The 21,567-nt window shown below is 54.3% G+C and carries 21 protein-coding genes; 3 read left to right on the forward strand and 18 right to left on the reverse strand.

Annotated features, from left to right (window positions below; all coding sequences use genetic code 11):
* Positions 1 to 123: 123 nt before the first annotated feature.
* From hemG to pepQ, 4 genes are read right to left on the reverse strand one after another with little or no spacing between them, the layout of a single operon-like run.
* Positions 124 to 663: a menaquinone-dependent protoporphyrinogen IX dehydrogenase gene (gene hemG, locus SBO83_RS19300; protein WP_396132623.1), complete on the reverse strand. Its 540-nt coding sequence runs from the start codon at positions 661 to 663 to the stop codon at positions 124 to 126.
* A gap of 30 nt (positions 664 to 693) precedes the next feature.
* Complete coding sequence (gene trkH / locus SBO83_RS19305) at positions 694 to 2,145, reverse strand: Trk system potassium transporter TrkH (RefSeq protein ID WP_353504431.1); 1,452 nt, start codon at positions 2,143 to 2,145, stop codon at positions 694 to 696.
* A gap of 39 nt (positions 2,146 to 2,184) precedes the next feature.
* Positions 2,185 to 2,796, reverse strand: a complete 612-nt coding sequence (locus tag SBO83_RS19310) for an IMPACT family protein (protein ID WP_396132624.1) — start codon at positions 2,794 to 2,796, stop codon at positions 2,185 to 2,187.
* Positions 2,796 to 4,127, reverse strand: coding sequence for a Xaa-Pro dipeptidase (gene pepQ, locus SBO83_RS19315; RefSeq protein WP_396132625.1), 1,332 nt, complete (start codon positions 4,125 to 4,127; stop codon positions 2,796 to 2,798). The genes SBO83_RS19310 and pepQ overlap by 1 nt, the downstream gene beginning before the upstream one ends.
* Before the next feature lie 186 nt (positions 4,128 to 4,313).
* Here pepQ and fadB point away from each other — a divergent pair, with 186 nt between their 5' ends.
* Both fadB and fadA read left to right on the forward strand, forming a co-directional pair.
* Positions 4,314 to 6,494, forward strand: coding sequence for a fatty acid oxidation complex subunit alpha FadB (fadB, locus tag SBO83_RS19320; RefSeq protein ID WP_396132626.1), 2,181 nt, complete (start codon positions 4,314 to 4,316; stop codon positions 6,492 to 6,494).
* Positions 6,495 to 6,505: 11 nt separating this feature from the next.
* The gene (fadA, locus tag SBO83_RS19325) at positions 6,506 to 7,669 is read left to right on the forward strand and encodes an acetyl-CoA C-acyltransferase FadA (RefSeq protein WP_396132627.1); all 1,164 of its coding nucleotides are present in this window, start codon (positions 6,506 to 6,508) and stop codon (positions 7,667 to 7,669) included.
* 301 nt (positions 7,670 to 7,970) lie between these two features.
* Here fadA and fre read toward each other — a convergent pair whose 3' ends face one another.
* The 3 genes from fre to pepE form a co-directional block, all read right to left on the reverse strand.
* Entirely contained in the window at positions 7,971 to 8,672 is a 702-nt protein-coding gene (gene fre, locus SBO83_RS19330; protein WP_353504426.1) for an NAD(P)H-flavin reductase, read from the reverse strand.
* A gap of 71 nt (positions 8,673 to 8,743) precedes the next feature.
* Positions 8,744 to 10,252 (reverse strand): 4-hydroxy-3-polyprenylbenzoate decarboxylase, encoded by a 1,509-nt coding sequence (gene ubiD / locus SBO83_RS19335; RefSeq protein ID WP_353504435.1) that lies wholly within the window; start codon positions 10,250 to 10,252, stop codon positions 8,744 to 8,746.
* A gap of 165 nt (positions 10,253 to 10,417) precedes the next feature.
* A complete protein-coding gene (gene pepE / locus SBO83_RS19340; protein WP_396132628.1) occupies positions 10,418 to 11,143 on the reverse strand; it encodes a dipeptidase PepE in 726 nt (241 codons plus the stop codon).
* 126 nt (positions 11,144 to 11,269) lie between these two features.
* Here pepE and rfaH point away from each other — a divergent pair, with 126 nt between their 5' ends.
* Positions 11,270 to 11,758 carry a transcription/translation regulatory transformer protein RfaH gene (gene rfaH / locus SBO83_RS19345; RefSeq protein ID WP_034794942.1) on the forward strand — a complete coding sequence of 163 codons (489 nt, stop codon included), beginning with the start codon at positions 11,270 to 11,272 and terminating at the stop codon, positions 11,756 to 11,758.
* Positions 11,759 to 11,794: 36 nt separating this feature from the next.
* Here the strand turns inward: rfaH and tatD are convergent, their stop codons facing one another.
* The 11 genes from tatD to udp form a co-directional block, all read right to left on the reverse strand.
* A complete protein-coding gene (gene tatD, locus SBO83_RS19350) occupies positions 11,795 to 12,574 on the reverse strand; it encodes a 3'-5' ssDNA/RNA exonuclease TatD (protein ID WP_396132629.1) in 780 nt (259 codons plus the stop codon).
* A 57-nt stretch (positions 12,575 to 12,631) separates the two neighbouring features.
* Entirely contained in the window at positions 12,632 to 13,396 is a 765-nt protein-coding gene (tatC, locus tag SBO83_RS19355) for a Sec-independent protein translocase subunit TatC (RefSeq protein WP_353504423.1), read from the reverse strand.
* Between the two features lie 3 nt (positions 13,397 to 13,399).
* Positions 13,400 to 14,068, reverse strand: a complete 669-nt coding sequence (gene tatB / locus SBO83_RS19360; RefSeq protein WP_396132630.1) for a Sec-independent protein translocase protein TatB — start codon at positions 14,066 to 14,068, stop codon at positions 13,400 to 13,402.
* A gap of 3 nt (positions 14,069 to 14,071) precedes the next feature.
* Entirely contained in the window at positions 14,072 to 14,341 is a 270-nt protein-coding gene (gene tatE / locus SBO83_RS19365) for a twin-arginine translocase subunit TatE (protein ID WP_353504434.1), read from the reverse strand.
* 109 nt (positions 14,342 to 14,450) lie between these two features.
* Positions 14,451 to 16,082: a ubiquinone biosynthesis regulatory protein kinase UbiB gene (gene ubiB, locus SBO83_RS19370; protein ID WP_396132631.1), complete on the reverse strand. Its 1,632-nt coding sequence runs from the start codon at positions 16,080 to 16,082 to the stop codon at positions 14,451 to 14,453.
* On the reverse strand, positions 16,079 to 16,687 hold the full coding sequence (ubiJ, locus tag SBO83_RS19375; RefSeq protein WP_396132632.1) for a ubiquinone biosynthesis protein UbiJ: 609 nt from the start codon (positions 16,685 to 16,687) through the stop codon (positions 16,079 to 16,081). Before ubiJ ends, ubiB begins: the two co-directional genes overlap by 4 nt.
* Positions 16,688 to 16,700: 13 nt before the next feature.
* A complete protein-coding gene (gene ubiE, locus SBO83_RS19380; protein ID WP_353504419.1) occupies positions 16,701 to 17,456 on the reverse strand; it encodes a bifunctional demethylmenaquinone methyltransferase/2-methoxy-6-polyprenyl-1,4-benzoquinol methylase UbiE in 756 nt (251 codons plus the stop codon).
* A gap of 138 nt (positions 17,457 to 17,594) precedes the next feature.
* Positions 17,595 to 19,151, reverse strand: coding sequence for a DNA recombination protein RmuC (gene rmuC, locus SBO83_RS19385; protein ID WP_396132633.1), 1,557 nt, complete (start codon positions 19,149 to 19,151; stop codon positions 17,595 to 17,597).
* A gap of 157 nt (positions 19,152 to 19,308) precedes the next feature.
* Entirely contained in the window at positions 19,309 to 19,836 is a 528-nt protein-coding gene (locus SBO83_RS19390; protein WP_353504417.1) for a DedA family protein, read from the reverse strand.
* A 58-nt stretch (positions 19,837 to 19,894) separates the two neighbouring features.
* Positions 19,895 to 20,677, reverse strand: coding sequence for a tyrosine-protein phosphatase (locus SBO83_RS19395; RefSeq protein WP_396132634.1), 783 nt, complete (start codon positions 20,675 to 20,677; stop codon positions 19,895 to 19,897).
* Between the two features lie 105 nt (positions 20,678 to 20,782).
* Entirely contained in the window at positions 20,783 to 21,544 is a 762-nt protein-coding gene (gene udp / locus SBO83_RS19400; protein WP_185688811.1) for a uridine phosphorylase, read from the reverse strand.
* Between the last annotated feature and the right edge of the window lie 23 nt (positions 21,545 to 21,567).

Here is a 21,567-nt window from a genome sequence, read left to right on the forward strand (position 1 = left end):
TCTCAGTCGTTGTTCCCGGTCAGTGGAGGCGCATTATAGGGAGTTCTCAGAAGGCCGCAACCCCTAATTTCAAATAATTTTCCAACCGCGTTTTTTTTCAACGATATGCCCAGAGATCCAGCATTACAGCGCTTTTTTGTACGATAACTTGGAAAAATCCTCAGCAAACCTCTTCACTTGCTCCCAATCGGTGTATTCCACTTCTTTACTGGTATCCGTTTCGCCGCCGGTCATACGCATAATAAGTTGGATCATCACCTTATCTATCCAGCGGTAACGCGGGTAACGCAGCGCCCCGGCGAAGACACCACATAAAGCTGGCTGCCAAGGCGTCGCCAACAGGAACTTGCGGACATAAGGATTGGTCTGGGGCGTGCGCTTCTCAGGTTTGCGGGCGGTGAGGTTTACGCAGAAGAAAGCCGAAGGCATGTTGTTGAGCTGGTCGACGTTACGCTTGATGAATTTATCCAGCACGGCATTGAAGTGTCCATAGCGGATAGAAGCGCCAATCAGCACTTGGTCATACTGTGAAAGATTGACGTGCTCGCCGTGAACCAGATCAATCACGTCACACTCGGCCTTCTCTTTCATGCAACTTGCTATATAAGAAGCAATGGCATGGGTTTGCCCATCACGTGTTGAATAGAGTACCAGTGCTTTCATATCAAGTTCCCTCCTAAATAAGACAAGTCATTACTCACGCCAGAAGGTTGGAGTAAACAGAACCAACAGCGTAAAGACTTCAAGGCGACCAAAAAGCATGGTCACAATCAGAATCCACTTCGCAGTGGGGTTCATCGAAGCAAAGTTATCAGCCACCACGCCCAGCCCCGGCCCGAGGTTATTGAGGGTGGCAGTCACGGCGGCAAAAGCAGAGAAGTTATCCACCCCCGTCGCGACGATAGCCAGCATACTGACGATAAACACCAAAGCGTAGGCGGAGAAGAAACCCCATACCGCTTCGATAATACGTTCCGGCAGTGCGCGGTTACCCAGTTTAATGGTGTAAACCGCGTTCGGGTGGACCAGACGTTTCAGTTCACGCGAACCCTGTAAATAGAGCAGCAGGATACGGATAACCTTCAAGCCGCCGCCGGTCGAACCCGCACAGCCGCCGATAAAGGCAGAACATAGAAGAAGGATTGGCAGGAACAGAGGCCATTTCGAAATGCTATCCGTGGTGTAGCCCGCGGTAGTCGCCATCGACACCACCTGGAAGAACGCCTGATTGAGCGTCTCTAAGCCGGAGCTATAAACATTGTGCAACCACAGCACTGAGGTACAGACAATCACCAGCGTCAGCTGCACGCCAATGAACATACGGAATTCGGGGTCGCGCCAATACACTTTAAGGTTACGGCCGCTGAGCATCGCGAAGTGCAAACCGTAGTTACAGCCGGAGATCAGCAGGAACACCGCGATAATGGTGTTAATAGTGCCGCTGTGGAAATAGCCAATGCTGGCGTCATGGGTAGAGAAGCCGCCGATGGCGATGGTGGAGAAGCTATGGGAGATGGCGTCGAACACCGGCATCCCCGCGCCCCACAGTGACAGAGCACAGGCAATCGTCAGCAAAACGTAGATTAGCCACAGGGTTTTTGCCGTCTCGGCGATGCGCGGGCGCATTTTGTTATCTTTCAGCGGCCCTGGCATTTCTGCCCTGTAGAGCTGCATGCCGCCGACGCCCAATATAGGCAGGATAGCCACGGCGAGCACGATGATCCCCATACCGCCAAACCATTGCAGCATCTGCCGATAGAATAGAATGGCCTTCGGCAGTGAGTCCAGCCCGACCAGCGTGGTCGCGCCCGTGGTGGTCAAGCCGGAGAAAGATTCAAAGAAAGCATCGGTGAGGGAAAGGTTTGGGCGCTCGGAAAACAGAAACGGCAATGCCCCCACGCTGCCCAGCACGGTCCAGAAAAGCACCACGATGAGGAAGCCCTCTCGCGGCTTTAGCTCGCTTTTTTGCTTTCTATTGGGCAACCAGAGGAACAGGCCAATGGTCAGCGCCACGAAGAAAGTTTGGCTAAACGCGCGCCCTGCGCCATCGCGGTAAATCAGTGCGACCAATCCGGGAATAATCATCGTTCCGGAGAACAGGATGACAAGCACCCCCACGATGCGAGTTATGGCACGAAAATGCATGCTGGCGTGTTCCTCAGCGAATGAGTCATTAGAGAGTAATTATAAAACCGGCTGCAAATTGAGCGTGCCGCGACTGAGATCGTATAAACGGGTGACAATAGCCGAGGCTTCTGTGGCCGGTAAGGCCAGGCGCATGTCGACTCCCGCCCCGTAATTGCTTTGTAAAATATGTCCGCCCACCTGCTGCAACAGGTTTTCCACCAGCGTTAACTGAGCGTAGTCACATTGCAGCGTAAATTCCCTGAGTGGGACTTTTTCATGTATCGAAAGCAGCTTTAATGCCTGCTGAACACCACCGCCGTAGGCTTTTACCAAGCCGCCGGTGCCTAACATAATGCCGCCATAATAACGCACCACGACGGCGGTTATCTCGCCGACGCCGCTGCCTAGCAACTGGGCCAGAATCGGCTTGCCCGCCGTGCCCGCTGGCTCGCCGTCATCAGAGAAGCCGAGCTGCTGGGAGTCCGTTGGCGTGCCTGCCACGAAAGCCCAGCAGTGATGCCGAGCCGTCGGATGCTGACTTTTTACATCATTTATAAAGGACTTAGCCGCCTCTACCCCTTCGGTATGCGCCAAAAGGGTAATAAAGCGGCTTTTCTTTATCTCTTCACTGAAACTGACAGATTCAGCAGGTACGGGATAAGGCTGCATCAGACAAGTTTCAAATCACGCGTCATATTTTCAATGTGATTGTCGTGAATGACAATATTGTCTTCGATACGAATGCCGCCATAAGGTTTCAGCGCTTCAATGCGATCCCACGCAAAGTGCTTGCTGAACTGCCCGTCGCGCCAAGGCGCAAGCAAAGACTCGATGAAGTACAGGCCCGGCTCAATGGTCAGCACCATTCTCGGCTGGATAATGCGGGTACAACGCAAGAACGGATATTTTGACGGCGCGGCCAGATGAGTGCCGGTTTCATCCTGCATGAAGCCTGCGACATCATGGACTTGCAAGCCCAGCGGGTGCCCCAAACCATGTGGCAGGAAAGGCCCCGTCAGGTTCTGCTCCACCATGGCTTCTTCGCTGATATCCACCACCAGCTTGTGCGCTTTCAGCAACTTAGCAATGCGATGGTGCATCTGCACATGGTAATCGGTGTAGCTGACACCGGCTTTAATCGAGTCAATCAGCGCCAACTCTTCGGTATTTAAATCTTTAATCAGATCGGCGAAGTCGTTGTTCTGCTTGGCGGCGTAGGTACGCGTCAAATCCGCCGCGTAGCCGTTGTACTCAGCCCCGGCGTCGAGCAGGAAGCTGCGCATTTCGGCTGGCGGTTGGTGGTCAAGCTTGGTGTAATGCAGCACCGCCGCGTGCTCATTCAATGCCACGATGTTGTCATAAGGCACGTCAGTATCGCGATGGCCGGTCGCCGTAAGGTAGGCAAGGTTGATGTCGAACTCGCTCATGCCGGACAAAAAGGCTTCCTGCGCGGCGCGATGACCACTGACCGCCACCTTTTGCGCTTCACGCATACAGGCAATTTCATAGTCAGTTTTATAAGCGCGGTGGTAGTGCAGGTAGTCCAGCACGGCTTTCGGGTTGACGTTATCTGCCGCCACGCCCAGATTAATCGCTCGCTGCGGGCTTGAGCCAATGTAAGCCACGCGCTTCAAATCAGCAGGAAGTTGGTTTTTGATGTCGTCGGCTTTGGCCAGCGGCGACAGTGACACTTCGTGCGTCCAGAAAGAGTCAGGCAGAGGCTCTACCTTGTGCCAGTAGTCCACCGGCGAGTAAAACCAAAGTTTTGGTGCATTAACTCCATCGACCCACAGCCAGCAGTTCGGCACTTTGGTGACCGGCACCCAGGCTTTGAATTGCGGGTTCACTTTGAACGGATAGCTGTGGTCATCGAGGAAGGTCGTTATTAGATCACCGGAGTGAATTAATAACGCATCAAGTTGATTACGTTGCAGTATTTCACGCGCACGTTGCTCTAGCGTGGCGATATGTTCTTTGTAAAGCGTAGTAAGCGATTCCATCAAACGGTCCTTTTTTCCTGCAAAACGATGGCGCATCTTATCACAGCCGCGCACAGGTCGTAGCCCCGGAAGGTTTGTGATCCCTCCAGCAAATTACACTCATCTCATTTGCAAATTATTAACATAAAAACCACACTCCATTCATCTGGTCATACCAGATCATCCCAGATGATTCAGGAGAGACACATGCTCTACCAAGGCGAAACATTACACCTGCACTGGCTCCAAGACGGCATTGCCGAGCTGGTGTTTGATGCTCCAGGCTCTGTTAACAAGCTCGACACCCGCACCGTGGCTAGCCTCGGCGAAGCCATTAGCGTGCTTGAGAAGCAAACTGATCTGAAAGCTCTGCTGCTCAGTTCGGCCAAACCGGCGTTTATTGTCGGGGCTGACATCACCGAGTTCCTTTCCCTGTTCAATGCGCCAGCCGAAAAACTGCATCAGTGGCTTAATTTTGCCAATAGCATCTTTAACCGTCTGGAAGATCTTAACGTTCCGACGCTTTCCGCTATTACTGGCTATGCGCTGGGCGGCGGCTGCGAATGCGTGCTGGCGACGGATTTCCGTATCGCCACGGCGGACGCCCGTATCGGCCTGCCGGAAACTCGTTTAGGCATTATGCCGGGCTTTGGTGGTTCAGTGCGCATGCCGCGCCTGCTGGGTGCCGATAGCGCGCTGGAAATTATCGCCGCCGGTAAAGACATCAGTGGCAAAGACGCATTAAAAGTCGGATTGGTCGATGCCGTGGTGGAAGCGGATAAATTGCGCGACGCCGGGCTGAACATGCTCAAGCAAGCCATTGCCGGCAAGCTCGACTGGCAGGGCCGCCGCGACGTGAAGCGCCAGCCGCTGAAACTCAGCCAGATTGAAGCCACCATGAGCTTCAGCGTGGCCAAAAGCATGGTGCTGCAAACCGCAGGCAAACACTACCCTGCGCCAATGACCGCGGTGAAAACCATTGAAGCCGCGGCCAAGCTTGGTCGCGACGAAGCCCTGAAACTGGAAACCGCCAGCTTTGTTCCCCTCGCGCAATCCAAAGAGGCCCGCGCGCTGGTTGGTATCTTCCTCAATGACCAGTTTATCAAAAGCAAAGCCAAGAAATTGGCGAGCGAAAGTGAGAAAACCACGCAGGCTGCGGTACTGGGTGCTGGGATCATGGGCGGCGGCATTGCCTATCAGTCAGCCCTGAAAGGCGTGCCGGTCATTATGAAAGACATTAATGATAAGTCGCTGACGCTGGGAATGAATGAAGCGGCCAAGCTGCTGAATAAACAGCTGGAACGCGGCAAACTCGACGGCCTGAAGATGGCGAAAGTGCTTTCTACTATTCAGCCAACCCTGAGCTACAGCGGCATCGAACGCGCCAAAGTGGTGGTTGAAGCTGTGGTTGAGAATCCAAAAATCAAATCGGCGGTGCTGGCCGAGGCCGAAGCCCTGCTGGACAGCGACACCGTGCTGGCGTCCAACACCTCGACCATTCCCATTGACCAGTTAGCCACGGCGCTGAAGCGCCCGGAAAACTTCTGCGGCATGCACTTCTTCAACCCGGTGCACCGTATGCCGCTGGTTGAAATCGTCCGTGGGGCCAAAACCTCCGAAAAAACGCTGTCGCGCATCGTCTCTTATGCTCTGAGCATGGGGAAAACGCCAATTGTGGTGAATGACTGCCCGGGCTTCTTCGTCAACCGCGTGCTGTTCCCTTACTTCGCGGGCTTCAGCCTGCTGCTGCGCGACGGCGCGGACTTCCGCCAAATCGACAAAGTGATGGAGAAGCAGTTCGGCTGGCCGATGGGCCCGGCTTACCTGCTCGACGTGGTGGGTATTGATACCGCGCATCACGCCCAGGCCGTCATGGCGGCGGGCTTCCCGGACAGAATGGCGAAAGACTATCGCGATGCGATCGACGTGCTGTTTGATAGCCAGCGCTTTGGGCAGAAAAACCAGCTGGGCTTCTATCGCTACAGCGAAGACAGCAAAGGCAAGCCGCGCAAAGAGAATGACGAGCAGGTGGATAAGCTGCTGGCGGGCCAAAAAGCCGAGTTCGCGCCGGATGACATTATCGCCCGCATGATGATCCCGATGATCAACGAAGTGGTGCGCTGCCTGGAAGAAGGCATTGTCGCCAGCCCGGCCGAGGCCGATATGGCGCTGGTGTACGGCATCGGTTTCCCTCCGTTCCACGGCGGCGCGTTCCGCTATTTGGACACGCTGGGCACCGCCGCGTACCTGAAACTCGCCGAACAATATTCGCATCTGGGTGCGCTGTATCAGGTGCCAGAGGGTTTGCGCGCTAAAGCGAAAACCAATGACACTTACTATCCGGTCGCAACTCCGCTGGAAGACTTCAGCACCGGCACTCAGGCATAAGGACCGAAATCATGGAAAACGTAGTCATTGTTGATGCAGTCCGCACCCCGATGGGCCGCTCCAAAGGCGGGGCGTTTCGCAACGTGCGCGCTGAGGACCTGTCCGCGCACCTGATGCGCGCCATCGTCAGCCGCAATGCGGCGCTCGACCCGAAAGAAATTGATGATATTTACTGGGGCTGCGTCCAGCAGACGCTGGAACAAGGCTTCAATATTGCCCGTAACGCCGCCCTGCTGGCGGAGATCCCGCGCAATGTACCCGCTACCACGGTGAACCGCCTGTGCGGATCTTCCATGCAGGCGCTGCACGACGCGGCACGCGCCATTATGGTGGGCGATGCACAGGTCGGCCTGATTGGCGGCGTTGAGCACATGGGCCACGTGCCGATGAATCACGGGGTGGATTTCCATCCGGGCTTGAGCCGCACCGTCGCCAAAGCGGCGGGGATGATGGGGTTGACCGCCGAAATGCTGGCGAAAATGCACAATATCAGCCGCGAAATGCAGGATGAGTTTGCCGCACGCTCTCACCAGCGCGCTCACGCGGCGACCGTAGCCGGGCACTTCGCCAATGAAATCATTGCCACCGACGGCCATGACGCCGACGGCGTGCTTACCAGCTATAGCTATGATGAAGTGATCCGCCCGGAAACCACGGTAGCAACCCTGTCTACACTGCGCCCGGCGTTCGCCCCGGTGAATGGCACCGTGACGGCAGGCAGTTCGTCGGCGCTGTCCGATGGCGCTTCAGCGATGCTTATCATGAGCGAGTCCAAGGCCAAGTCTCTGGGTTTACAGGCTCGCGCGCGCATCAAGTCGATGGCGGTGGTCGGCTGCGACCCTTCAATCATGGGTTACGGCCCGGTTCCGGCAACACGTTTAGCATTGAAACGTGCCGGATTGAGCGTGCAGGACATCGGCCTGTTCGAGCTGAATGAGGCATTCGCCGCGCAGGCTCTGCCATGCATGAAGGATCTGGGCTTGCTGGAAACCATGGAAGAGCGCGTGAACCTCAACGGCGGCGCGATTGCCCTCGGCCACCCGTTAGGCTGCTCCGGCTCGCGTATCTCCACCACCCTGCTCAACCTGATGGAACGCAAAGACGTGCAGTTCGGCGTCGCCACCATGTGCATCGGTTTGGGTCAGGGGATTGCCACGGTATTCGAAAGAGTCTGATAATCTGATGAAAAGCAAAAAGCGGGCAATAGCCCGCTTTTTTAATGACGATTTGATGCTCATTCGTGTTGTATCAAGGCGGCAAATGAGAGAACCCCCAGGAGCTTACATTAGTAAGTGACTGGGGTGAGCGAAGGCAGCCAACGCCGAGACAACGCGAGGGATGGCTCAATCTCTTTCCTTAAATCATTCGTGTTGTATCAAGGCGGCAACTGAGAGAACCCCAGAAGCTTACATTAGTAAGTGACTGGGGTGAGCGAAGGCAGCCAACGCCGAGACAGCACGAAGGATGACGGGAAAGTTAGATGAAGGAGAAAGCGTCTCCAAACATCCGATCTTCCTGCGCTGCGCGCTCGGCAACAAAACGCTCGCGAGCGATTTTCGCCATTTCAAAACGTCCGGCAATGTAGATATCGTGACCCGCCAGCGAGGAGAAGTCCTGTAAAACGGCGCTCAGGACGGTGCCGCTTCGGCCCTGCCAACCTGCTTCCGGCTGTTCGACCACCGGGATCACTTTCAGATTCGGGTGATTCACGCTCAGCGCTTCCAGCTCGCCCAAGTCATAAAGATGCTTCAGCTCGCGGCCACCCCAGTAGATGGAGATATCGCGGTTTGGCTGCTGCTCGAGCGCGGCGACCAGAATGGAGCGCGCATAAGAGAAGCCCGTGCCACCGGCAATCAGCACCAGCGGACGCTCGCCGTCTTCGCGCAACCAGGCATCACCGTGGGGAATATCCACGGTAATAGATTTCTCTTTCAGGATGCGATCCATTACTGCCATGGCATACAAATTCAGCTCGGAGGCACCGATGTGTAACTCGATATCGCTCCCCTCGCCGGGCGTAGAAGCCAGAGAGAACGGGCGCTTGTCGCGCTCGTCCATCACCACCATCAGATACTGACCGGCACGGAAAGAAAAAGGCGTTTCCGGCGATAACCGAACCCGATACACAGTATCAGTAATGGCCTCAACCGAGGTGACTTTACAGCTCAATGTGGTCATGCATTCCCTCTGTGGGTCATTTTGCAAAGCGTTAGGGCGCGGCGAGAGTGATCACCAAGCCGCAGCCTGCGTTATTTTTTAGGCTTAGGCGCTTTATGCGCGTATTTCTCGTCAGCGAAAATACCCAAGTCATCCCAAATAGCGTCTACTCGCGCAGTCACTGCGGGATCTTTCACAATCGGACGTCCCCACTCGCGCTGCGTCTCACCCGGCCATTTGTTGGTGGCATCAAGCCCCATCTTGGAGCCGAGCCCGGAAACCGGAGACGCAAAGTCGAGGTAGTCGATTGGCGTATTTTCTACGAGCACCGTGTCGCGCGCAGGGTCCATCCGCGTAGTGATTGCCCAGATAACATCATTCCAGTCACGAGCATTCACATCGTCATCACAGACGATAACAAACTTGGTGTACATAAACTGACGCAAGAATGACCAAACACCCATCATGACGCGCTTGGCATGGCCTGCGTACTGTTTCTTCATCGTAACGACAGCAAGGCGGTAAGAGCAACCCTCTGGCGGCAGATAAAAATCAACAATTTCTGGGAACTGCTTTTTCAGAATGGGCACGAAGACTTCGTTTAGCGCCACACCCAGCACTGCTGGCTCATCCGGCGGACGGCCGGTATAAGTCGAATGGTAAATCGGGTTTTTACGCTGCGTGATGTGCGTGATCGTAAAGACCGGGAAGCTGTCTACTTCATTATAGTAGCCCGTGTGGTCGCCATAAGGCCCTTCGGGTGCCGTTTCGGCCGGGTCGATATAGCCTTCAAGCACGATTTCAGCACTGGCGGGCACTTCGAGGTCGTTGGAAATACACTTCACAACTTCGGTTTTATTGCCGCGCAGCAAGCCCGCAAAGGCATATTCTGACAGGGTATCTGGCACTGGCGTGACCGCGCCGAGAATGGTGGCCGGGTCGGCACCCAAGGCGACGGAAACCGGGAAACGCTGCCCCGGATTTTGCTGGCACCACTCTTGGAAGTCTAACGCGCCGCCCCGATGGGACAGCCAGCGCATAATGACTTTGTTCTTTCCCAGCACCTGCTGGCGATAAATACCCAAGTTCTGGCGCTGCTTGTGCGGGCCGCGAGTGACCGTCAGGCCCCAGGTGATCAGCGGCGCGGCATCTTCTGGCCAGCAGTGCATAACCGGAATGCGCGTCAAATCAACGTCATCCCCTTCCCAAACCTGTTCCTGACAAGGTGCTGAGTGCAGCACCTTGGTCGGCATATTCATCACTTGTTTGAATTTGGGCATTTTGTCGTAGAAATCGCGGAAGCCGCGCGGCGGCTCAGGCTCTTTCAGAAACGCCAATAATTCACCGACTTCGCGCAACGCACTGACATCCTCCTGCCCCATCCCTAACGCGACGCGCTCGGGGGTGCCAAAAAGGTTGCACAGCACCGGCATGTCGTAGCCTTTAGGATTTTCAAACAGTAATGCAGGGCCACCGGCACGCAGGGTGCGGTCTGCAATTTCAGTCATTTCCAGATAGGTATCGACAGGCTGAGTAATGCGTTTCAGCTCGCCTCGCTTTTCAAGTAACGAGATGAAGTCTCGTAAATCACGGTATTTCATGCTGATTTTTATCGCCAAATTGAAGGAGAGCATTATAGAGCCTCTCCAGGGTTGTTGCTGCCTTTTTGTTATCAGTAGGTAAAAAGTAATAACAAAAAGGCAGGGTAACCGTCAGTCAGCACGCTGGCTAAACTGACGGTGCGAAAATTTCATGCGCCTAGCCTATTAGAGACATTCAAACGGAACCAGCGCGCTAAGTGCCTTGGTGTCCTGATATTCCTTCGTCTCGTGGCCATGGCGGAAGACTTTAAAGCCCTGACCTTTGGCGCTGAAATAGCTCAGTTGATCACCCGACACGTGCAGCAGGCTGCCTTCACGCAGCGCCACCACGGACTCACTTGGGTTTACCGCGCAGAACTCGGCAAGACGCTCGTCGCGCGTTTCACCCATGTGGCCACTCAGGTGGGCATCAATGTAGTGCGGGTTGATTTGCACCGGGAACAGGCCCAGCGCGGGCAGCACGACGGAGTTGCTCACTGGCATATCATTGGTGGTGCGAATGCTTGGCGTAGCCACGTTGCAGCCCGCACTCCAGCCAATGTAAGGCACGTTGCGCTCACGCACGGCGCGCTGGATCGGCACGATCAGGCTGTTGGCGTGCAGCATATGGTTCAGCATCCAGGTATTCCCGCCGCTAATCAAAATGCATTCGGCGCTGGCGATAGCCTCGGCCGGAGAATCAGCGTGGTGAATGCTTTTCACTTTGATACCCAGCGCCTGCTCGAGATCTTGCGCTCGGGCGTCGTAATCGCTGCGGATTAAGGCGTAAGGGATAAGGATGGCTGAGGAAATCTTGCGGGCTTTCAACATCGCCTGAATGTGTTCGCTAGCGTAACCTAACAGGGTTGACTCATCTGAAAGCTTACCGTTACTCAGCAAAAACAACTCCATGATGCTTCTCCGTATTGTCATTTGATTCAGAATGTAGAGACCAGATCTCGCGAGTTGGCGAGGCATCTGTCTATCGCTAGCCACTTTTGCTATGCTTCATGGCTAAGTTTGAAGGCGTATGAAACTATGGAATCCTGGTACTTATTATATTGCAAACGCGGTCAGCTTCTGCGCGCTAAAGAACATTTAGAGCGCCAACAGGTTAACTGTTTAACTCCAATGATCACACTGGAAAAAATGGTGCGTGGACGCCGTACTCCGGTCAGTGAACCCCTGTTTCCAAACTACATGTTCATCGAGTTTGACCCAGAGAGCATCCATACTACGACCATTAGCGCCACGCGCGGCGTTAGCCACTTTGTTCGTTTTGGCAACCGACTGGCGACGGTACACCCCGAGGTTATCAAACAGTTGATGACCCAGCCTATGCCGGATGTGCAGGACCCTGATACCCCTCACCCCGGTGACGTGGTGGTTATCACCGAAGGGATGTTCGAAGGTCTTGAAGCCATTTATACCGAACCGGACGGCGAAGCCCGCTCGCACCTCTTGTTGAATTTGATTAACCAGCAAGTGAAGCAAAGTTTAGATAACAAACACTTCCAAAAACTCTAACCAGCTCAAAGGCGCATGATTGCGCCTTTGCCTCGATTACAGGCCAAACAGGCCGCGCGCATTACTCTCTGTTTTCTCCGCCAGCCACGCTGGATCCTCTCGGCGCCACGTCGCGACCTGCTTAATGATATGCGGTAAGAACGCTGGCTCATTGCGGCGGTTCTTCGGCTTTTCGGGCATATCACGAGGTAATAGATAGGGCGCGTCGGTTTCCAGTAATAGCCGGTCAGCAGGAATGCAGCCGAGCATGTCGCGCAGTTTCAAACCGCGCCGCTCGTCGCACACCCAGCCCGTGATGCCGATATACAGCCCCAGCGATAGATAGAGCTCCAGCTCTTGCTGGCTGCCAGTAAAGCAGTGAACCACGGCGCCGGGAATTTTTCCCAGCCAAGGGGTTAACAGCTCAGCAAAGCGCGGATGGGCATCACGGCAATGCAGAAACAGCGGCATGCTCAGCTCCGCGGCTAAAGCCAACTGGGCGCTAAAGGCAGACTCCTGCTGGTCGGCCGGGGAGAAGTTACGGTTGAAGTCCAAACCACACTCACCCAACGCGACCACCTGCGGCTTAGCGGCAAGCTCCCTTATGGCTTCTTCAGTTTGGATGTTCCATTCACTGGCCTGATGGGGATGAACCCCCGTCGTCGACCAGCAAAAGTCAGGATACTGCGCGGCAAGCCGTTGAGCTTCAAGGCTCTCTTCGGCCGATGTCCCGGTGATTAACATCCCAGAAAGCCCAGCCTGTCTTGCTCGCGCAACGACATCATGGCGGTCTTTATCAAACTGATTGCTGGTCAGATTTACGCCTATCTCAAACATATAACGTCCTAAAAAAGAAACCGCCCTGCTGGGCGGTTTTTTACTTCAATGATTCTGTTACGACGCTGAGTCTTGCTCATCATCTTCGACGTCTGAACGACGGCGTTTCCCCACATAGAAACGGGCAAAGAACACGCCGATTTCAAACAGCAGGTACATCGGGATCGCCAGCAGCGTTTGCGAGAAAACGTCCGGTGGCGTCAGCAACATACCGACAACGAAAGCACCTACCAGCACATACGGACGCTTTTTCTTCAGATCTTCCGGCGTGGTCACGCCGCTCCAGCACAGCAATACGATAGCAATCGGCACTTCAAACGACACGCCGAAGGCCATAAACAGAGCCATGACGAAATCGAGATAGTTGTTGATGTCGGTCGCTATCTGCACGCCGGCCGGGGCCGTTTTCGCAAAGAAAGCGAAAGCCAGTGGGAAGACGATGAAGTAGGCGAAAGCCATACCGAGATAGAAGAGCGCGGAGCTGGAAAACAGCAGCGGCATCATCAGGCGGCGTTCATGCTTGTACAGAGCTGGCGCAACAAAGCCCCACACCTGATACAAGATGAAAGGGGCAGACACGAACACCGACACAATCATCGTCAATTTTATTGGCGTGAAGAATGGCGATGCCACGTCGGTGGCAATCATGCTGGCGCCCAGCGGCATCTGTTTGATGAGCGGAGCTGAAACCAGATAGTAAATGTCGTTAGCAAAGTAGGCCAACGCCAAGAACACCACCAGAATACAGATGATGGAGTTCAGCAGACGCTTACGCAGTTCTATCAGATGGCTGATAAGCGGTTGGGTATCTTCAACAGCCATGTTTTAACGTTCGCCTGTAGATTGAGTGGAAGGAGCCGGTTTAACCGTATTGACCACGTCTTCAGTAGCCACAGAGGTATCCACCGTTTTTGGCTTATCCGCCGGCGCTTCAGGTGAAACCTCTGCCGCGTGAGTCACCTGATTCTCAGCAACTTGCGCGGCATGCGCCGCCTCAGCCTGTTGAACAGGTTTATGCGAGGCTACGGCAGCTTCAACGGCATTGCTTGGTGCCTGAGCCGGAGCAGATGCAGTATGTTCCGCCGTCGCCGGGGAGATACCTTCGTCATGCAGCGCTTCTGCTTCCTGAATGGCCGGATTGTGAATGGTATTGCCTGCGGACTTAGCAGCCTCGATAGATTGCTCCAGCTCGCTCTTTTCCGTGGCGAAAGAGCGTTTCATTGACTCAGCGGCTTCTTTCAGCTCATCCATTGAGGCTTTGATTTCTGGCGTCAGATTCTTAAGACCGGCTTCTTCAGCTTTCTTAAGGCTATCCTGCAATTCCTGAAGTTTCAGTTCTTGCGATAACTCATTCTGTACAGAGGCGGCCATGGCGCGCAGTGCGCGGATCCAGCCAGCGACTGTTCTGACGGCCACTGGTAAACGTTCCGGCCCCAGTACTACCAGGCCAATCACCAATACCAGTAACAGTTCACTAAATCCAATGTCGAACACGGCTTATACCTGCTCTTTGTTTTGGCTCTTGGTCTCTTCTGCTTTAACTTCCGGTTTTACCTCGATAGGTTTTGCCGTGAAGTCAGCATCAGCACTCTTTATATCGCTCTCTTTTTGCGCTTTGGTGGTGGTGTCATCGTCATTCATGGCTTTCTTAAAGCCTTTGATTGAAGACCCCAGGTCCGAGCCCAAGCCACGCAGTTTTTTGGTACCGAACAGAAGTACCACGATCACCGCGATGATCAGAAGTTGTGTAATGCTAATACCGCCCATTTTCTTCACCTCAATATGAAGGGAACTACATCCATTACCGCCAGAGGCGGCGCTTAATTTCAAAATCGAAGAATTTCACAATCCAAGAGTTACCGCGCGCGAAATTCAGTTAGCGGCTGCGTCTCCAGCCGATAATCCATGAAACGACTCCTGCGGCGATAAGCCAGGCAGGATAAACCTCTACTTTACCTAGCAACAGCGCAGTACCGCTAAGCAGCAGGGTGGCACCAATACCCAAAAGATATCTTGATTGCCCCTGCCTCACTCCCTGCTGTTGCATCTGCGTAGAGAGCTTTTCGAGGTTGAACTGCAAAAGCTTGTGCTGCTGAAGGCTTTGGTACACCAGATCTGGAAGTTCAGGCATTTTTTCTATCCAGAATGGCGCTTTCTCTTTGAACGCTCGCAGCATGGCGGGTAAACCCACCTGGTCTTTAACCCAACTTTCAAGGAAGGGTTTTGCCGTGGTCCAAAGATCGAGCTGAGGATAAAGCTGACGCCCTAAGCCCTCAACATACAGCAGTGTTTTTTGCAGAAGAACCAGCTGCGGCTGTACTTCCATATTAAAGCGGCGTGCCGTGTTAAACAGGTTTAACAAGACATTGCCGAAAGAGATTTCCGCCAGCGGCTTCTCGAAGATAGGTTCACAAACGGTACGAATAGCGAACTCGAACTCTTCGACATTGGTATCACGAGGAACCCAGCCAGAATCGACATGTAACTCTGCCACTTTACGGTAGTCGCGGTTAAAGAACGCGATAAAGTTCTCAGCCAGATAACGTTTGTCATCTTTGTTCAAAGAACCAACTATGCCGCAATCAATGCCTATGTAGCAAGGGTCTTCCGGCGTGTCGTAGCTGACGAAAATGTTACCGGGATGCATATCAGCATGGAAGAAACTGTCGCGGAAAACTTGGGTAAAGAAGACCTGCACGCCGCGTTCTGCCAGCAGTTTCATATTGGTACCCTGCTTTTCTAACGCAGCAACGTCAGAAACCGGGATACCGTAAATACGCTCCATGACCATCAGGCGCTCGCTGCAATAATCCGGATAGACTTCCGGTACATAGAGCATCGGGCTGCCGCTGAAATTTCGGCGCAGTTGAATGGCGTTAGCCGACTCGCGCAGCAGGTTCAACTCATCCAGCAGCGTCTTTTCATATTCACGCACCACTTCACGCGGTTTAAGGCGACGGCCATCAGGCAGCAGGACCGGCACCCAGCCCGCCAAGCGCGACATCAGGCGAATATCGGCCTTGATGATTGGCAAGATATCCGGGCGAATCACTTTCAGCACCACCGGCTTGCCATTCTCTTTCAGCGTGGCGGTATGCACTTGGGCAATAGAGGCCGATGCCAGAGGAGTTTGGTCGAAATCGTCGAACCAATTTTCCAGCGGGCCACCCAAGGCCACCTCAATTTGCTTACGCGCCAAGGCACCGTCGAATGGCGCAACGTGGTCTTGCAATAGCGCCAGTTGGTCAGCGATATGAGGAGGGAAGAGGTCGCGGCGAGTCGAGAGCATTTGGCCGAACTTGATCCAAACCGGGCCAAGCTGCTCCAACGCCATACGCAGACGCGTGCCCAGCGGCTTATCTTTGTGGCGATGGGGCAGCCAGAAGAACAGGTATCTGCCTAAACGTAACGGCAGCGTGAGGCGAATCTTGGGGATTAGCTCATCCAGGCCGTAAGTCAGAAACATGCGAATGATCAGGTACAGGCGTCGCATTTCACCTGGAGTCATAGTTTGTCCTCCAGTTTTTCGAAGCGTTTATCCAGCGCGTCAAGTTCGCGGGTTAATGCAGAGACTTCTTCACTAAACCAGACGACTTCTAACGGGCCGGGCGCCAGCTTCCACTCTTCCGTCAAGGTCTGAGCAACATAGCTTTGCTGCTGCTTAACGCCATGACGCAGAAAACGCAAACCACCGCTGATAGCTTGCGAAATGCCCTGAGCCGCAACATCCCCCAGATAAGGAGCCAGCAGCTCGGCAGGCTCCCACTCGACCAGTTCAAACAACGCAGAAAATTGCTGCACGACGGAGATATCACCTTCAACGATAAGCTCGCCGCTGCGCATGAGGGGAGAAAGCTGCTGTCTGTCGCGCAGTTTTTGCAGGACGGAGAGCTTTGTTGTCACGGTGCAATCCGCCTCGCCGTCCCACTGCCCGAGCACATCGATTTTCTGCTCGCTGAACACGAAGGTCAGCGGAGCATTCAGCTCTTGAAGCTCAATTCGCAGCACTTTTCCTACTAAGCGAGTGCGTGCAGCCTTCAGCCCACGCTCTCTAAACAGCAGATAATTCAGCGAGGTTTCAATCCCAGCGGTCAGTAACGGCGTCAACAACATCGGCTTATCCATCTTAGAACTTGAAACCACGGTGCAGAGCTACGATGCCGCCAGTCATGTTGCTGTAGGTCACATTCTCGAAACCGGCATCCGCCATCATCCCTTTCAGAGTTTCCTGATCAGGGTGCATACGGATAGATTCCGCCAGATAGCGATAGCTTTCCTCGTCCTGAGCAACCCATCCGCCAATACGCGGTAAAATATGGAAAGAGTAGGTGTCATAGGCTTTGCTCAATGGGGCCAGCAGGGGCTTGGAGAATTCCAGCACCAGCAGACGGCCACCCGGCTTCAGCACGCGGAACATCGAGCGCAGAGCTTTTTCTTTTTCGGTGACGTTACGCAAGCCGAAAGAGATGGTGATGCAGTCAAAGTAGTTGTCTGGGAACGGCAAGGCTTCGGCGTTGGCCTGCACGTAATTGACGTTACCGACGATGCCCAGATTGCGCAGCTTCTCACGGCCCATTTTCAGCATAGAGTCATTGATATCAGCCAAAACGACTTCGCCCTGCTCGCCCACTAAGCGCGAGAACTTGGCCGTCAGATCGCCGGTACCGCCAGCTAAATCCAACACGCGCTGGCCGCGACGAACGCCGCTGCTATCAATGGTGAAACGCTTCCAGATACGGTGAATGCCGAAGGACATCAGGTCATTCATCAAGTCATATTTAGCGGCAACGGAGTGAAAAACCTCTGCGACCATTTCTGCTTTTTCATCTTTGGCTACGGTACGAAAACCGAAATGGGTGGTTTCCTGCGTCTGCTTTTCCATATTTTATGCCCGCTTATTCAGTCAAACTATTGGGGAAAGTGTACCAGAACCCCAAGGAAAGCCCCATCACCGATGCTGATAGAAAAGCCAAAGATATTCACTAATCGCATCCTTGGCTAATAGCAGTGAGTGAAGCCGTTATTCGCGCGCCGGGAAGTTCTCCTCCGGCTGCTGGTCTGAACGACTCAATGGAAGATTGTTTTCGTCATCGGCCAGCGGCTCGTCGAGAGCCTCCGTGGCTTCTGGCTCATGCTCAGAAACAGCCTGTTCAGCCAGAGAGGGGCTGATGGGGCGCTTAACTTCCACACCCAGGGTACGGAAACTTTCCACCTGCCCGACCAGATTGCCCCTGCCCTGCGCCAATTTATTCATAGCCAGTCGATAACTGCCCTGCGCTTTCTCAAGGCTTTGACCAATAGACTCCATGTCATCAACAAATAGCCGAAGTTTGTCATAAAGCTTGGCAGCGCGGTCGGCGATGCGTTTGGCATTCTGACTTTGATGCTCGTAGCGCCACAGGTTGCTGATGGTGCGCAGGGCCACCAGCAGGGTGGTTGGGCTGACCAGCATAATATTGTGCTTGAGCGCCTCGCTGATAAGCTCCGGCTCGCGGTCAATCGCCAGCAGGAACGCCGGCTCCACCGGGATAAACATCAAGACGTAATCCAGACTGCGTAGCCCCGGCAGTTGCTGATAATCTTTACGGCCCAGTAGGCGAATGTGCCCGCGCACCGAAGCAATATGCTCGTTCAGGGCGATTTCACGCTCGGTGTCGTCCTGACTGTTGAAGTAGCGCTCATAGGCTACCAGCGTCATTTTGGCGTCAATCACCACGTCTTTGTTTTGCGGCAAACGGACAATCACGTCCGGCTGCATGCGGCTGTTGGTATCAACCTGCACGCTGACCTGCGTTTGGTACTCATAGCCTTCGCGCAGGCCAGAGGCTTCGAGCACCCGGCTGAGTACCACTTCACCCCAGTTACCTTGGGTTTTATTGTCGCCTTTCAAGGCCTTGGTGAGGTTGATAGCTTCGCGCGCCATCTGCTCATTCAGCTGCTGGAGGTTGCGAATTTCATGGGAAAGGGTATGGCGCTCGCGCGCTTCCTGCCCAAAGCTATCCTGCACCTGACGGCGGAACCCATCGAGCTGTTCGCGCAGGGGCAGCAGAAGCTTATCGAGGCTCTGCTTGTTTTGCTCGTCGGCCCGACGCCCATTGTGTTCAAAGATACGGTTAGCCAGATTTTCAAACTGACTGGTGAGGCGTTGTTCACTGTTGATCAGCAAACGCTGTTTATCTTCAGCGGCCATTCGGGTTTCATCCAGACGGGTAGAAACTTCGCGCAGCTCCGCCTCTTGGGCGCTGTTAATTTCGCGCTGGGCGCGCAGCTCCTGATTGAGCTGTTCACACTCACTTTGCCAGTGAGCCAGCCCTTGCAGCTTTTCACGGTTAGCCGCGACTTGGCTATGCAGTTGGCGAAGCTCAAGCTCGGCCTCGCGCTGTTGCTGCTGCGACTGCTGGCGCTCGGCTTTCAGCTGGTCGATCTCCGCCTTTTGCTGGTCAACGGTTTGCTGAATCAGCCGACGCTGAGTCTCATGCTCACTTTGATTCTTTTGTTGGCGCAAACTGGCAATCAGCCAGCCTAATAGCAAGCCCGCCAAAGTCCCGCCCACGAGGTATAAAATGCTGATATCCACGCGTTCTCCATCTCAATCGATTCTAGCGGTCAAGGTAATGTCACACTGTATGCATGTCCAGCACATTATGCATCAGTGAGAAGCTTTGCGAGGCTTCTCGCAAGAGTGGATTTATCCCACTCTTCCCCCTTGTGCCGCAGCATTCCCGACGGCAGGATTAGAACCAGTGACTGAGCCACTGGATGCCAAAAGCGCCCGGCGCCAGCACGCCAAAGGCCCAAATCAGTGCTGATGAAATGTTGGCGATTTGGAAATAACGTTGCGGCATGCCGCAAATTCCCGCCACCAGCGGCACCACGGCGCGCAGTGGTCCGAAGAAGCGGCCAATAAAGGCCCCCGGCATGCCCCACTTTTCAAAGAAGGCGTGCCCGCGTACCAGCATTTGCGGGTGTTTGGAGAAGGGCCAGAAGTTGCCGACGCGATCCTGAAAATGCGCGCCAACCCAATACGAGAGCCAATCGCCGAAGAAAGCACCGGCGGCCGCAGCTGCCCAAATCGGCCAGAATGGGATGCCGCTTTCGCCAATCAGCGCCCCAAGCCCGAGCAAAATCACCGTGGCAGGCAAAAGCAGTGAGAGGAAGGCCAATGACTCACCGAATGCCAGAAAGAAGACAATGGGTATGGCCCACGGCTCGTGCGCCCGAACAAACTCAGTAGTGAGGTGGATTACGTCATTAATGGTCAAAGGGCTTCCTTGTGAGTATCGTCAGGCAATATCAATAATATCAGCAAAATAGAGGCAGTTACTCGAGATAACGGTCGCGCAGGTTCTGGCGCAACTCAGCCGTTAATCCGTACTCTTTCTCTAACCAAAGGTCGGTTGAGCCATAGAGGTCATCAATGGATTTTAACGCCGTGTCCATAAACGCTTCCCGCACGGAGAGGACATAACCGAACTTCTCCAGCGCCTTGTCGTTGAGCTTTATCGACATCTTGTTGAGCATGTAAGTGCGGAAAGGCGCGAGGGTGGTTTCTGTCAGCAGATAATCTTCCAGCACCGTGTTGCGATCGGCCCCCAGCGCGAACAGCACCAGCGCCGAGCCTATGCCCGTGCGATCTTTACCCACGGCGCAGTGCTGAACAATCGCGCCGCCATTAGGCTGGGTCAGCAGGGTTGCCAACTGCTGATAAGCCGGATTATTAAAAGGCAAGCGACGATACAGCTCGAGCATAAAGGTTTCAGGGTCGAAGGCGTCGATGGTCTGCTGGGTCAAATGTTCGAGGTTGGCGCTCACTTCGTGACTCAGAGGGTTGGCGGGCGCGTGGTGATACTGGACACCTTGCCAAAGCACGTCGGGCTTGGCCGCCACTTCGTCGGCGTCGCGATAGTCGAGAATATGGGCCACCGGCACCTTGCTTAAGAAGTCGCAATCTTTCGGCGTGAGTGAGTCGAGGGAGCCTGAACGATAGAGCCAGCCGCGCTTGATGCGTCGGCCATCGGCAGCCGTGTTGCCGCCAAGTTCGCGAAAGTTAATGCCTCCCTCAAGAGGAGTCAGCGAAGGATGAAGCAGGATAGTTGCTGTCATAACAGGCCCTTTTGTTGGAATTTTTCTTCCCAGACCTTAACAGATTCGGTTTATAAGATAAAAAAATGGGCCGCCGAAGCAGCCCATAGAAATGTTACATTTCGCTTAGATCAGGCGACGTGCAGCTTCAACAACGATTTTAACCGCGTGGCTCTCGGTCTTTTTCATGGTTTCAGCATTTGGGATCTCTTGCTGAGTACGGTTGACGATAACGCCCGCCACCATACCGGCACGTAAGCCCTGACTTGCACACATGGTCAGCAAGGTGGCTGATTCCATTTCGTAGTTCATCACGCCCATCTCCTGCCACTCTTTCATCGACTCTTTAAAGCGACGAACCACGCGGCCGGAGTAGGTGTCGTAACGTTCCTGACCCGGATAGAAGGTGTCAGAAGAAGCCGTCACGCCAATGTGAGGTTCAGCGCCCACTTCTTTGGCTGCTGCTACCAGCGCAGTGGTACAGGCGAAATCAGCCACCGCTGGGAATTCCATTGGTGCAAAGTGCAGGCTCGCGCCATCAAGACGGACAGCCGCGGTAGTCACCAGTACGTCACCCACATTGATGTGTGGCTGAATGGCACCGGTAGTCCCGACTCGCAGGAAAGTACGGATACCCAGCTGGGCCAACTCTTCAACCGCGATAGAAGTGGATGGGCCACCGATACCAGTAGAACACACGATCACTGACTTGCCATCCAGCTCGGCACGCCATGAAGTAAATTCGCGATGAGAAGCCAGACGCACAGGGTTCTCCATCAGGTTGGCGATTCTTTCAACGCGCTCAGGGTCACCTGGGACGATTGCCAAGGTAGCGCCATTCAAATCTTTTTTGGTCAGGCCAAGGTGGAAAACATCAGACTGAGACATAACAAACTCCTCTTATTTAAGGT

The sequence above is a fragment of the Ewingella allii genome (assembly GCF_044430645.1).
GTDB lineage: Bacteria > Pseudomonadota > Gammaproteobacteria > Enterobacterales > Enterobacteriaceae > Ewingella > Ewingella allii.